14 protein-coding genes are annotated in these 12,117 nt (G+C 45.8%); 9 read left to right on the top strand and 5 right to left on the bottom strand.

The features are described from left to right. The first annotated feature begins 176 nt into the window (after nt 1-176). A complete protein-coding gene (locus tag BCT11_RS19390) occupies nt 177-791 on the top strand; it encodes a fumarylacetoacetate hydrolase family protein (RefSeq protein WP_102389023.1) in 615 nt (204 codons plus the stop codon). Between the two features lie 8 nt (nt 792-799). On the opposite strand, the gene BCT11_RS19385 is transcribed toward BCT11_RS19390, so the two are convergent. The 3 genes from BCT11_RS19385 to BCT11_RS19375 all read right to left on the bottom strand — a co-directional run bounded on the left by BCT11_RS19385 (nt 800) and on the right by BCT11_RS19375 (nt 2,750). After that, nucleotides 800-1,111 carry an AzlD domain-containing protein gene (locus BCT11_RS19385; RefSeq protein WP_102389022.1) on the bottom strand — a complete coding sequence of 104 codons (312 nt, stop codon included), beginning with the start codon at nt 1,109-1,111 and terminating at the stop codon, nt 800-802. Next, the gene (locus BCT11_RS19380) at nt 1,108-1,851 is read right to left on the bottom strand and encodes an AzlC family ABC transporter permease (protein WP_102389021.1); all 744 of its coding nucleotides are present in this window, start codon (nt 1,849-1,851) and stop codon (nt 1,108-1,110) included. Before BCT11_RS19380 ends, BCT11_RS19385 begins: the two co-directional genes overlap by 4 nt. 71 nt (nt 1,852-1,922) lie before the next feature. Further along, nucleotides 1,923-2,750, bottom strand: coding sequence for an AraC family transcriptional regulator (locus tag BCT11_RS19375; protein WP_009706163.1), 828 nt, complete (start codon nt 2,748-2,750; stop codon nt 1,923-1,925). A gap of 250 nt (nt 2,751-3,000) precedes the next feature. On the opposite strand from BCT11_RS19375, the gene BCT11_RS19370 reads away from it, so the two are divergent. Together BCT11_RS19370 and BCT11_RS19365 are read left to right on the top strand one after the other, a co-directional pair. Continuing rightward, on the top strand, nt 3,001-3,633 hold the full coding sequence (locus BCT11_RS19370; RefSeq protein ID WP_042600004.1) for a LysE family translocator: 633 nt from the start codon (nt 3,001-3,003) through the stop codon (nt 3,631-3,633). Nucleotides 3,634-3,714: 81 nt separating this feature from the next. Beyond that, on the top strand, nt 3,715-4,134 hold the full coding sequence (locus BCT11_RS19365) for a GNAT family N-acetyltransferase (RefSeq protein ID WP_054755611.1): 420 nt from the start codon (nt 3,715-3,717) through the stop codon (nt 4,132-4,134). Nucleotides 4,135-4,229: 95 nt separating this feature from the next. Here BCT11_RS19365 and BCT11_RS19360 read toward each other — a convergent pair whose 3' ends face one another. Then, nucleotides 4,230-5,924 (bottom strand): phospho-sugar mutase, encoded by a 1,695-nt coding sequence (locus BCT11_RS19360; protein ID WP_102389020.1) that lies wholly within the window; start codon nt 5,922-5,924, stop codon nt 4,230-4,232. Nucleotides 5,925-6,253: 329 nt separating this feature from the next. Here BCT11_RS19360 and coxB point away from each other — a divergent pair, with 329 nt between their 5' ends. The 4 genes from coxB to BCT11_RS19340 are packed head-to-tail and all read left to right on the top strand — an operon-like array spanning nt 6,254 to nt 10,577. Further along, the gene (gene coxB, locus BCT11_RS19355) at nt 6,254-7,417 is read left to right on the top strand and encodes a cytochrome c oxidase subunit II (RefSeq protein ID WP_102389019.1); all 1,164 of its coding nucleotides are present in this window, start codon (nt 6,254-6,256) and stop codon (nt 7,415-7,417) included. Continuing rightward, complete coding sequence (ctaD, locus tag BCT11_RS19350; protein ID WP_102389018.1) at nt 7,414-9,054, top strand: cytochrome c oxidase subunit I; 1,641 nt, start codon at nt 7,414-7,416, stop codon at nt 9,052-9,054. Before coxB ends, ctaD begins: the two co-directional genes overlap by 4 nt. Nucleotides 9,055-9,075: 21 nt before the next feature. Further along, the gene (locus tag BCT11_RS19345) at nt 9,076-9,681 is read left to right on the top strand and encodes a cytochrome c oxidase assembly protein (protein WP_102389017.1); all 606 of its coding nucleotides are present in this window, start codon (nt 9,076-9,078) and stop codon (nt 9,679-9,681) included. A gap of 11 nt (nt 9,682-9,692) precedes the next feature. After that, entirely contained in the window at nt 9,693-10,577 is an 885-nt protein-coding gene (locus BCT11_RS19340) for a cytochrome c oxidase subunit 3 (RefSeq protein ID WP_102389016.1), read from the top strand. A 2-nt stretch (nt 10,578-10,579) separates the two neighbouring features. Here BCT11_RS19340 and BCT11_RS19335 read toward each other — a convergent pair whose 3' ends face one another. After that, nucleotides 10,580-10,816, bottom strand: coding sequence for a DUF2909 family protein (locus BCT11_RS19335; RefSeq protein WP_198593971.1), 237 nt, complete (start codon nt 10,814-10,816; stop codon nt 10,580-10,582). Here BCT11_RS19335 and BCT11_RS19330 point away from each other — a divergent pair. Next, entirely contained in the window at nt 10,815-11,582 is a 768-nt protein-coding gene (locus BCT11_RS19330) for an SURF1 family protein (RefSeq protein ID WP_102389015.1), read from the top strand. The genes BCT11_RS19335 and BCT11_RS19330 overlap by 2 nt on opposite strands. Then, nucleotides 11,579-12,115 (top strand): hypothetical protein, encoded by a 537-nt coding sequence (locus tag BCT11_RS19325; protein ID WP_042605665.1) that lies wholly within the window; start codon nt 11,579-11,581, stop codon nt 12,113-12,115. Before BCT11_RS19330 ends, BCT11_RS19325 begins: the two co-directional genes overlap by 4 nt. Nucleotides 12,116-12,117 lie beyond the last annotated feature (2 nt).

Here is a 12,117-nt window from a genome sequence, read left to right as displayed (position 1 = left end):
CCAACGATGGGCGGCTTTTTTCATCTCTAATGTTTGATAAATGAGAGAGTTTCGCCTTGAAGGCGAGAGAGCAAAACGGGCTGAATGTCTTGTTTTTAACATTCAAGAGTGGGAACTAGTGTGGGCAACTCAATCAGTTAGATTATCATGTGCGTTTTGTTTTGCAGGGAAGAGCAATGAGCGTCATTCAGGTTGAAGAGAAGAAAGTCAAAGTTGGTAAAGTTCTGTGTGTTGGGCGTAACTACGTTGAGCATATTCAAGAGCTCAATAATGCCATGCCAGAGCAAATGGTGGTGTTTAATAAACCGGCGACTTCCGTTTCAACCAAACTCACCTCATTTCATCAAGAGCCTTTGCATTACGAAGCAGAAATCTGCCTTCTGATCAAAAATGGTCAATACAATGCGGTTGGGCTTGGCTTAGATCTGACCAAACGCGGCTTACAATCTATCCTCAAAGAAAAAGGACTACCGTGGGAGCGTGCCAAAGCGTTCGACGGCTCAGCGGTATTCAGTCGATTCCACTCTCTTCAAGGTGTCGATATTGACGACCTCAACTTAGAGCTTTTGATTAACTGTGTTCATGTTCAAAAAGGGCACGTTAAACAGATGCTTTACCCACCAGTTAATATTCTCGATGAGCTGAAGAGCTATACAACACTAGAAGATGGTGACGTCGTGATGACAGGCACACCAAAGGGCGTTGGAGAAGTGCATCAAGGCGATGTCTTCCTTGGGCGTTTGAAGTGTGGAGACATCACCTTGTTAGAGATTGAGTGGGTAGCTACTTAGTCGTGAGCTTACAACCAAATTCGAAGCAATAAGAACGCGACCATACTTACTATGGTGGTGAGCAAGACATTCTTGGTGAGGTACGCAATCGCAGCGGCTAATAGAGCAGCCAATAGAAATGGATTTTGCCATGTCACGCTAAGTTCACCTTCTGGCATAAACACAATTGGAGCCCAAATTGCGGTGAGTACTGCAGGGCTTGCGTAGCTCAATACTTTCTGAGCTCTTACCCCCAACCTGAGCGGTAATTTCGGTTCTAAGAACAGATAACGGCTGGTGAACACCAAGGCTGTCATGGCTAAGATAGACAAAAAGATCATTGGCGCTCCTCCGGTGTACTCTCAAGGTTTGGTGCTTTCGTCGTAAATTGTTCCACAAAATAGCCCGTTAACATGGCGAGAATGCTCGCGAACATCAAGCTTCCTTCCACTTGGTAGTAGTTCAGCGCTACTGAGCTAACTAATGCCACTAAAACACTGCATAACACGGGAATGCTTTTTATCGTTGGCACCACAATCGCGATAAAGGTGGCAGCAACGGCAAACTCCAATCCGAGCTCATTCAATTCAGGTATCAAACTGCCAGCGACGATGCCAGCAAGCGTTGCGAAGTTCCAGAAGAGATAAAAGCTTAATCCTGCGCCAAGGGCGTACCATCGATTAAATTGTTTATCGGATTGGTGCCCGACGATGGCAAATAGCTCATCAGTGAGTAAAAAGCCAAGTGAAAGACGCCACTTTAATGGCAATGGCGAAATTTTACTGCGCATTGAAACGCTATAAAGAAAATGGCGAGAGGTAATAAAAAAGGTAGTCAGCAACATAGTCGTCAAGCCAGCGCCTGCTTTAATCATCCCCATAGCCACGAGTTGTGCGGAGCCTGCAAACAGAATGGCGGAAAGCGCCTGACCTTCCAAAGGGTGTAAGCCAGTATCAATGGCAAATGAGCCGGCTAGTAATCCCCAAGGCAATACAGCGATGCTCAATGGCATCATTGCGATGGTGCCTTGTAAAAAGAGCGAGGATTTTGAGTCTTGATGAGTTGGCAAAGTAGTATCCATAACTTCAACTTAAATAGAAAAACATGCTGTTAAGGTAGGCTGACCTCAGCAAGCTGCCTTGTACAAAATTGCTAACAATGCTTGATGTACTGCCCAGGCGTTACGCCCATGGCTTTTTTAAAGTGACGATGCAAATGGCTTTGATCGTGAAAGCCACACTCTTGAGCAACATCAGAAATCTTTTGTCCTAACTTGAGCAGTTTTTTCGCCATTCGGAGTCTCTGCTGAATTTGAAACGCGTGCGGCGGAAAGCCGAATTGTTTTTGAAACTCGCGCAACAAATGAAAAGGGCTTAATCCCGCTAATTTCGCCAGTTCTTCTAAAGAGACATCGGCTTGAGGAAAGTCTTCAAGAAACTCTTTTACCAGATGTACTTGCTTTTGCGCTTTGGTTGCATCTTGAAGAGGGGCTCGATGTGTACTGTGCTTACTGGCAAGTTTGACCAACGTACCGTAGACAAGTGTCTCTCTTAATAAGCGGTTATCGGACTTCTCTAGAGTATCGAACACTAATCGCAGTTGATTAGCTAGTTCCGGATCGTAAACGACAGGTTGGGGGAAGTAGGGCTGCGCGACATTGGGTGCGCCAAGTTCTTCCCCAAGCGTTTGAAACTGCTCTGGTACGGGATACATGGCTTTGTATTCCCAACCGCCTTCTGATGCTGAATGACCATTATGCACCTCGTCGGCGTTTACAAGAATGATACTGTCTTGCGGTGCGATGTGGTTGCCACCAGTACGAAAGAACTGTTGCGCGCCTTTTTCAATCACACCTATGGTGTAGCCTTCATGGCTATGACGAGAGAAATTCTGTTTTTCGTACTTTGCGTCGAGCAGCTCCAAGCCACCGAGCTCTTGAGCAATCTTAAAAGTCGCGATTTCCTTATTCTTTTCTTTCATCTTGTTCCGAACTGCGCAAGCATTAATCGTGGCATCACATCATTTGGAGTCTACTGGATCCATCCTGCTTATTTTTGTACAAAATTGCTATCGGTATTAAAAATAAACACCAAAAAGGTTAATTGTTTTTAAATTGAACATTAAACCTTTTCTATTTTCTGAATTTTACTCCTTGGTTAGATATTTGGTCTGGTTGTTATCTACTCATTGGTATAAGATCCGCCGCCTGTTTTAGAAAGCCAGTTCCACCATGATCGATTTATCTGTACTCCCTGTTTATCTCACTGCTGTTGTTGCACTTCTTTTGTTACCTGGGCCTGACATGTTGCTGATTGCCAGTTCTAGCATGAGCTATGGTAAGAAAGTTGGTCTGTTTGCGAGCTTGGGCAACGCGACATCCGGTGTGATCTTAACCTTATTGGCCGCAATGGGCGTATCGACCTTGATTGCGATGAGCCCAATCGCGTTAAAAGTACTTCATCTACTGGGGGGCGCGTACTTGCTCAAAATGGGTTGGGACTGTTTGCGAGCGGACGTTTCTGCTGCACCAGAGCTTGACCAAAAGAATAAAATGGCATCGACTTACTATCAGCGTGCCTTAATGAGCAATTTACTGAACCCCAAGGCGTTGGTGTTTTTCGTAATGTTTTTGCCACAGTTTGTATCTAGCAATATCACGGCATCTTCTGGTGAACAGATGTTGGCGCTAGGCTTAGTGCTGAATATATTAGGCCTATTATTCAACATTTTGCTGGTTGCTCTTGCTGGAACGTTGGGGAAAGGTTTGGTTGAAAACGCTAAGTTCCGTATGTACCAAGGCAAGCTGATGGGATTAGTGTTTATTATTTTGGCAGTTTGGATGCTTAGTAGCTTCGCGATGTAAGAACAATCAGATTTTTATACAAAAGCCAGCACTCGCTGGCTTTTTGTTTTAGTATCACACTGATTTCCAAGGAGTGGCAGTATGAAACTTGAATTTAAACTCAACCCAGAACAAAACGATCTCGACTTTATCCGTGATGGCATCCGAGCGTATAACCGCATGCATTTACCGGATGGGGATGTAAACGCAGTTGGCTGCTTTGCCCATAATGACGAGGGCAAAGTGATTGGTGGACTTACGGGAGAGATGTTCAATAACACCGTGTTCGTTGAATATCTTTGGGTAGATGCAGAGGCACGTACTTCGGGATTGGGAAGCAAACTGATTTCTCTGCTGGAAGAACAAGTGAAACCGCGTGGAGTAACGCATTTGTACCTCGATACTTATAGCTTTCAAGCACTCGATTTTTACTTGAAATTGGGTTTTGAAAAAGTAGGGCAGTATTCAGGTTACCCAGCAGCAGGCATTGATAAACATTTCCTGCAAAAACAGATTGCTTGATTTGGTTTGAATTGAACAAAAAAAGAGGCGCTCGATGCGCCTCTTTTACTATTTACTATTTGCTGTTGTCACAGAGTCAATGTTTCAAACCTGAATTACAAGCTTTGTTGATGTGCTTCGATCAATGCGTTCATCTTCGCTTCCGCTGCTTGGTTAGCTTGCGCGTAATTCATCTCTGCTGGGAAGTCGCTGATCACTTCGTAGTAACACTTTAACTTCGGTTCAGTACCAGAAGGGCGAACAATCACGCGTGATTTGTCTTCTAGGTGGTAAACCAATACGTCACTTGCAGGCAAGTCAATCGCTTCTGTTGGACCATCGGTCACAAAGCGAAGTGATGACTTCAGATCTTCGATCACTTCAATGCGTTTACCCGCGATCTCTTTCGGTGGGTTTGCGCGCAGTTTGTCGCCGATTGGTGGTGATTTAGGGGCAAGCGCAATGCTGCGTTGCGCGTTGAAGTAGAAACCGTGTTGGCGGTATAACTCTTCTAACTTATCCCACAGCGTTTTGCCTTGTGCTTTCAACTTACCTGTTAATTGAGAGAAAGCGACCAGTGCTGACAAGCCATCTTTATCCCAAACCTTGTTGCCTACCGTGTAGCCTAGTGCTTCTTCGTAAGCGAATAGGAACGGATTTGCATCTGTCTCTTGTGTCATTGCTACGTTGGTTAGCCATTTAAAGCCAGTTAACGTTTGGTAGTATTCTGCGCCATGTGCTTTCGCAATACTGCTCAATAGACGAGAAGACACAATGGTATTCCCAACAAGCGCGTTTGGTTGACCTTGCAGTAAGTAGTCACCAAACAATGAACCCACTTGGTCACCCGTTAGCATTTGGTACTCGCCATCTGGGCGTTTTACTGCCACGGCAAAGCGGTCTGCGTCAGGATCGTTCGCGCAAGCTATGTCGGCATTAACAGATTTACCCAGTGCCATCACTATATCCATGGCGCCCGCTTCTTCCGGGTTCGGGAAGTTAACAGTAGGGAACGTGCCGTCCGGTTCGCGCTGCTCTGGAACACTTGCCACTTTTTCAAAGCCAGCATCTGCGAGCAACGTTTCTGCCATTTCCGCACCGACACCGTGCATCGCGGTGTAAACAATCGAGATGTCTGTGTTGCTGTTTGGTGTAAGCAGCGCGTTGTCGTTCATTGTCTTACGGTACGTTTGGTAGTACTCGTCTTCAAGCCAAACTAACAGACCTTTTTGCTTCGCGTCGTCGAGTGACATTAGAGGAAGCGGTTTTGTTGTTGCTTCATCGATTTTTGCAGCAATACCTGAATCGTGCGGTGGAATGATTTGCGCGCCATTTTCCCAGTAAACTTTAAAGCCGTTATACTCAGGCGGGTTATGGCTTGCGGTAACAACCACAGCTGCTGCAGCATTTAACTCACGAACACCAAAAGCAACAATTGGTGTGGCCGCTACTTTATAGGTTAGGTAAACCTTGATGCCTAAAGCAGTAAGTACGGAAGCCGTATCGTGTGCGAACTGTTGTGAATCTGGGCGACCATCGTAACCAATAACAACACCGCGAGACGATGCATCTTTCACTTGTTCAATCAGATAGTGACCGAGACCTGTTGCTGTTTCTTGAATCACTAAACGGTTCATGCGATTTGGACCTGCCCCAACTTTGCCTCGCAGACCTGCTGTACCAAATGCTAAGCGTGAGCCAAATCGATCTGTCAGTTCTTGTTCGTTATTCGCATCGACTAGGTGCTGAAGCTCTTCACGAGTTTTTGGGTCAGGATCTCGTGCTAGCCATTGAGTAATTTGTGTTGTCATATTCATCTTTCCTTAGCAGGGGGAGCCTACTTGTTTAGACACTTTTATCAGGAAAGTGTCCCAATGTTTTCTTTTTATTAATGTAAATGGTTCTCAATTACATTTCAAAGAGGGCAATCGATAAACCGAATTTATTTTTCTCTCTGTACAGAATTTATTCACATTTTATTTCTTGAAGAACTATTGAACTATAACTAGCCTTTTAACATAAATATAACAAAGTGCATTGAAATCGTAGTTTTTGTGATTTTTTGTAAATTTGTTCGATATTTGCATCGGGAAACAAGGAAGCTCGCGCAAGCGCAGCGGCTGAGCAGAGGAGAGATCTTTTGAAAAGATTAGCGACTACTCTAGCCTTATTAATGAATGTGATTTTTATCACATTTTCTTCGTACAGTTGGTCAGAGCAAAACGATTACAACATGACGAGAGGTGTAACAGGGATCAGTGAGCAAGTGTATGAATTACATATGCTGATCTTCTACATCTGTTGTGCCATCGCCTTTGTGGTGTTTGGTGTGATGTTCTATTCCATCTTCCGACACCGCAAGTCAAAAGGGGCAGTTGCGGCAAATTTCCATGAAAGCACCAAAGTGGAGATCATCTGGACCATTATCCCCGTCATTATCCTCATTGCCATGGCGATTCCTGCCACAAAAACTTTGGTGGCGATGGAGGATACCAGTCAATCTGACCTCACGGTGAAGATCACGGGGTCCCAGTGGAAGTGGCACTACAGTTACTTCGGTGAGGACGTCGAATTCTTCAGTCTACTTGCTACCAGCCAAAAAGAAATTGATGGTATCGAAGCGAAAGGGGCGCACTACTTACTCGAAGTGGACAATCCGCTCGTTTTACCAATCAACCGTAAAGTTCGTTTCTTAATGACGTCTGATGACGTAATCCACTCTTGGTGGGTGCCTGATTTCGCAGTTAAGAAAGATACGATTCCAGGCTTTATCAATGAAGCTTGGACCAAGATTGACGAACCGGGTGTGTATCGCGGTCAGTGTGCAGAGCTTTGTGGTCGAGCACATGGTTTCATGCCGGTTGTCGTTCATGCGATGGCGGAAGACGATTTCGACCAATGGATGGCAGACAAGAAACAAGAAATTGCATTACAAAAAGCGGCTGCACAAGAAGCACTAACGCAAGACCTTTCAATGGAAGACTTGATGGGACAAGGCGAGTCCATTTACACCGCGCGCTGTGCCGTGTGCCATCAAGCCAATGGTGAAGGCATTCCGGGCGCATTCCCGGCGATTAAAGGCAGCGAAATAGCTAAAGGCCCGGTTATGGCTCACATCGACGTATTAGTGAACGGACGTGCAGGGACAGCGATGCAAGCTTTTGCTAACCAACTTAGCGACCAAGAAATTGCTGCTGTTATTACCTATCAACGAAATGCTTGGGGAAATGACACTGGCGATACCGTTCAAGCATCCGATGTTAACGCCTTTAAGGCACAAGAAAGTGCCAAGGAGGAAATATGAGTAAGCCAATTGAAAAAGCGGTGAAGTCTGCTCCTGCAGAAGCGCAAACGACCGCAAACACCACCATTGCGATTGAAGACGACTACGATCATCATAACGCACCGAAAGGGCTATCACGTTGGCTTTATTCCACCAGTCATAAAGACATCGGTACGCTGTATTTGTGGTTTAGCTTTGCCATGTTCCTCACGGGCGGCGCGATGGCGATGATCATTCGCGCTGAGTTATTCCAACCAGGTTTGCAATTGGTTGATCCTCAATTCTTCAACCAAATGACGACGGTGCATGGTTTGGTGATGGTATTTGGTGCCGTCATGCCTGCGTTTACCGGCTTAGCTAACTGGATGATCCCAATGATGATTGGCGCTCCAGATATGGCGTTACCGCGAATGAACAACTTGAGTTTTTGGATCTTACCTTTTGCTTTCCTCATTTTGATCGGCTCTTTGTTCTTACCGGGTGGTGGTCCTGATTTCGGGTGGACTTTCTACGCGCCACTTTCTACAACCTACGGCCCTGACAGTACGGCGTTGTTTGTTTTCTCAGTCCATATCATGGGTATCAGTTCTATTATGGGGGCTATTAACGTCATAGTGACCATTGTAAATATGCGAGCACCGGGCATGACATGGTTCAAGTTGCCAATGTTCGTCTGGACTTGGCTAATCACGGCGTTCTTGCTGATAGCTGTGATGCCCGTATTAGCCGGTGCGGTGACCATGGTTTTGACCGACAAATACTTCGGTACCAGCTTCTTTGATGCCGCTGGTGGCGGTGACCCGGTGATGTTCCAGCACATCTTTTGGTTCTTCGGTCACCCAGAGGTGTACATCATGATCTTGCCTTCGTTTGGTATTGTTTCGGCAATCATCCCTGCGTTTAGTGGCAAGAAGTTGTTCGGTTACCATTCGATGGTTTACGCAACTTGTAGTATCGCGCTGCTTTCATTCCTAGTGTGGGCACACCATATGTTTACCACAGGGATGCCAGTATTCGCCGAACTTTTCTTCATGTACTGCACCATGTTAATAGCCGTGCCAACCGGGGTGAAAGTGTTTAACTGGGTAGCGACCATGTGGCGAGGTGCAATGACGTTCGAGACACCGATGTTATTTGCCATCGCCTTTATTGTTCTTTTCACAATAGGTGGTTTCTCAGGCTTGATGCTGGCAATTGTGCCTGCGGACTTCCAATACCACGATACGTACTTTGTCGTAGCACACTTCCACTATGTATTGGTGTCAGGTGCGGTGTTCTCGATTATGGCGGCAGCGTATTACTGGCTACCGAAGTGGACGGGCAATATGTATGACCACAAGCTGAGTCTGTGGCATTTCTGGTGCTCGATTATCTCGGTTAACGTACTGTTCTTCCCAATGCATTTCTTGGGCTTAGCTGGGATGCCACGACGTATTCCCGATTACGCCATCCAGTTTGCAGACATAAACCAAATTGTATCGATAGGTGGCTTTGCCTTTGGTCTGTCTCAATTGATCTTCTTGTGGCTGGTGATCAAGTGCATTCGCGGCGGTGAAAAAGCGCCAGCAAAACCATGGGAGAGAGCAGAAGGTTTAGAGTGGACAGTACCAAGTCCAGCGCCACATCATACGTTTACAACACCGCCAAAAGTCGATTAAGAAAAGCGTGAGGTGATTGAGATGCAAAGTAATTCATCCAATAAGAAACTCACTATCAAGTTGCTGTTAGCGACAGCAATGATGTTTGGCTTCGGTTTTGCTCTTGTCCCACTCTACGACATCATGTGCGATGCATTGGGTATTAACGGAAAAACCAGTGAAGTAGCAGCGATTCAGCCAACAGGCATGCAAGCGGATATCTCCAGAACCATTCGTGTGGAATTTATGGCACACGTCAACCCAGATATGCCTTGGGAATTCAAACCAAAAGTCGTATCCATGGATGTTCACCCAGGCGAAGTGATTCAAACTGAATATTTTGCTTTTAATCAAAGCGGTGAAGATTTAGTAGGACAAGCTGTGCCCTCCGTATCGCCGGGTACTGGTGCGGCTTACTTCAATAAGATCGAGTGTTTTTGCTTTAATCAACAACCATTGGAAGGTAAGCAACAAGCGAGTATGCCTTTGATTTTCTACATTGAGCCGGACGTACCGGATTCAATTCATACATTGACCTTGTCTTACACACTCTACAAATTTCCTCCTCAATCGGGCGAGTCTTCGACAGCTAGCCTCTCAGGGAGTGAGAAACAGACCTTAACGCCTCAAACCAAAGCGCGTCTGTAAGGAGAGAACTCATGAGTAACAAGCCTGATACCTATTATGTTCCCGCACAAAGCAGTTGGCCTATTGTAGGTGCATTTGCGTTATTCCTTGTCGCTGTCGGTGCTGGAATGACCGTTCAAGGCACTCAAAGTGACGGTGCGGTTGGGACGCTAGGCGGCATTATTCTTGCGGTTGGTATGCTGTTTTTGCTTTACATGTTGGCCGGGTGGTTCAGTAACGTCATCACCGAATCCCTTACCGGAAAGTACAGCGCGCAAATTACACGTTCATTTCGACAAGGGATGAGCTGGTTCATCTTTTCAGAAATCATGTTCTTTGGTGCGTTCTTTGGTGCTCTGTTCTACGCAAGAATGATTTCCGTGCCTTGGTTAGGTGGCGCAGATAACAATGCCATGACTCATGAAGTGCTGTGGCCAGCTTTCGAGGCGATATGGCCGCTCACTACCACGCCGGGTGGTGATATGACTCAAGCAATGCCGTGGCAAGGCATTCCATTAACCAATACGATTTTGCTGCTATTGTCTTCGATTACGTTACATATGGCACACATCAGCTTAGAACAAGATAAGCGAACGGCGCTGATTGTCTGGTTGGAGATCACCATCGTCTTAGCGGGTTTCTTCCTCTATTACCAAGCGGTCGAGTATGCCCACGCCTATCAAGATATTGGTCTGACACTACAATCGGGCGTTTATGGCAATACCTTCTTTATGCTCACGGGCTTCCATGGTTTGCACGTGTGCCTCGGTACCATTTTCCTCATCGTATTGCTGTTTCGCATCGCCAAGGACCACTTTTCACCTAAAAACCATTTTGCGTTCCAAGCGGGCAGCTGGTATTGGCACTTTGTAGATGTGGTTTGGCTGTGTTTATTTGTTTTTGTTTATGTCCTGTAAAACTAGTAAGGACGAGGGTTAGGGGCGATCCAGCCTGCCCCTAGAGCAATCAGAAGGAGTATCACGACTAACGCAGAAAACATGATACGACGACCGAGATAATGGCTCATTGGTTTGCCTTTTTTCGATGAATCCTCTGGGTCTTCGCGAACCATTTCGATAAGCGCTTTTGCGAGGTTAAAGATGATGAAAAGCAGCAAAAGGACAAGCGTTAATTTGAACAGAAATACGGTGGACATGGCACCTCCGGTTTCGTTTTTGATGTTATCGAAATGGGTTTGGATTGCTGTTTGTTTAACTGTGGTCGTGTTTTCTCTATTGGTCAAACTGGGCTTCTGGCAGCTCGAACGTGGTAACGAAAAGCAGCTTTTAGAACAAGCTATTTTGGCAAGAGCGAATGCACCTTATCAGGATATACGCACTGTACTGGAGAGCAATGATTGGCGTGAGGAGAGTGTGATTGGCATTAAGGTAAAAGCCAGTGTGACTCCGGAGGCACTTCCGGTCATCCTTTTAGATAACCAAACGTATGAAGGGGCAGTGGGGTATTTAGCGTTTCAAGTCGTTTCTTTGACCCAAGACCCAACCATATTGACTCTCCTAGAATTAGGGTTTGTTAAAGGGGGCGCGTCACGCTCTGTATTACCTAAAGTAGAAACTTTACAAGCCCCTTACGAGGTTACTGGACGTTTATATCGCAAATCGATGAACCCTTTGAGTTCCGACTTAATGGCAGAAGTTGGCGATACGATACGCGTGCAAAACCTCAACATCAATCAACTGAGCCAGTTACTTAATGTCGAATTAATGCCGACCGTCGTACAGCCAAACAATTTAGTCCGATGGCCGTATTCTTTCCCATGGAATCCTTTGCCATTAACCAGTGCTAAGCATTTTGGTTACTCCTTTCAATGGTTTGTTATGGCGGGTGTATTTCTGCTTATCACTGTAATGATCTTCATTCGATGGTTCAAAAGTTCACGCTCACAAGGAGGTGAGGTATGACATCAGCGGTCACGAGAGGAAGAATTGTACTGTTGTCGCTAATTGTCCTTTTTGCTCTCCCGGCAATTATTGCCAAAGTAGTGCTTAGTCAAGGCTGGTATGAAACGGGTGTGACTAATAGAGGTGAGCTGGTGGAGCCCTATACCACATTTGAACAATTGGGGCAGACATCGCCTCTGAGTGAAAAAGGGTGGCAATTGGCTTATGTGTTGCCTTCTGATTGCCAAGAACAGTGTCAGCAACAACTTCACCTCATGCAGCAGAGTCATATTGCGTTGGGCAAGTACCAAGAGCGAGTCGTCCCAGTTATCTGGACATCAAAGCAGTCAGCAAGTGCGAGCGAAGCGATGATAGTGATGCAAATGAATGATTCGTTGTCGGAAAAAGTCCAAGCAGGGCAAATGTTGATCGTTGATCCATTAGGGCAACTTGTGATGGCCTATACACCGGAAGCCAACGAGGATTTGGTTCAGTTAAGTAAAGACGTTTTGGCGGATCTACGAAAACTATTGAAGCTATCACGTGTAGGTTAGGG

Origin of the sequence: Vibrio sp. 10N.222.52.B12 (assembly GCF_002875385.1) — a bacterium.
Taxonomy (GTDB): domain Bacteria; phylum Pseudomonadota; class Gammaproteobacteria; order Enterobacterales; family Vibrionaceae; genus Vibrio; species Vibrio jasicida.
The sequence above is the reverse complement of the archived record's forward strand: the minus strand, read 5'-3'. Positions and strand labels throughout refer to the sequence as shown.

Bases quoted from the DNA above. Each gene is read 5' to 3' on its own strand.
- BCT11_RS19325 (WP_042605665.1), top strand. From the start codon at position 11,579: ATGACATCAGCGGTCACGAGAGGAAGAATTGTACTGTTGTCGCTAATT.
- BCT11_RS19385 (WP_102389022.1), bottom strand. From the start codon at position 1,111: ATGATCTTTTTGTCTATCTTAGCCATGACAGCCTTGGTGTTCACCAGC.
- ctaD (WP_102389018.1), top strand. From the start codon at position 7,414: ATGAGTAAGCCAATTGAAAAAGCGGTGAAGTCTGCTCCTGCAGAAGCG.
- BCT11_RS19370 (WP_042600004.1), top strand. From the start codon at position 3,001: ATGATCGATTTATCTGTACTCCCTGTTTATCTCACTGCTGTTGTTGCA.
- BCT11_RS19335 (WP_198593971.1), bottom strand. From the start codon at position 10,816: ATGTCCACCGTATTTCTGTTCAAATTAACGCTTGTCCTTTTGCTGCTT.
- BCT11_RS19360 (WP_102389020.1), bottom strand. From the start codon at position 5,924: ATGACAACACAAATTACTCAATGGCTAGCACGAGATCCTGACCCAAAA.
- BCT11_RS19390 (WP_102389023.1), top strand. From the start codon at position 177: ATGAGCGTCATTCAGGTTGAAGAGAAGAAAGTCAAAGTTGGTAAAGTT.
- BCT11_RS19330 (WP_102389015.1), top strand. From the start codon at position 10,815: ATGGCACCTCCGGTTTCGTTTTTGATGTTATCGAAATGGGTTTGGATT.
- BCT11_RS19340 (WP_102389016.1), top strand. From the start codon at position 9,693: ATGAGTAACAAGCCTGATACCTATTATGTTCCCGCACAAAGCAGTTGG.
- BCT11_RS19365 (WP_054755611.1), top strand. From the start codon at position 3,715: ATGAAACTTGAATTTAAACTCAACCCAGAACAAAACGATCTCGACTTT.
- BCT11_RS19375 (WP_009706163.1), bottom strand. From the start codon at position 2,750: ATGAAAGAAAAGAATAAGGAAATCGCGACTTTTAAGATTGCTCAAGAG.
- BCT11_RS19345 (WP_102389017.1), top strand. From the start codon at position 9,076: ATGCAAAGTAATTCATCCAATAAGAAACTCACTATCAAGTTGCTGTTA.
- BCT11_RS19380 (WP_102389021.1), bottom strand. From the start codon at position 1,851: ATGGATACTACTTTGCCAACTCATCAAGACTCAAAATCCTCGCTCTTT.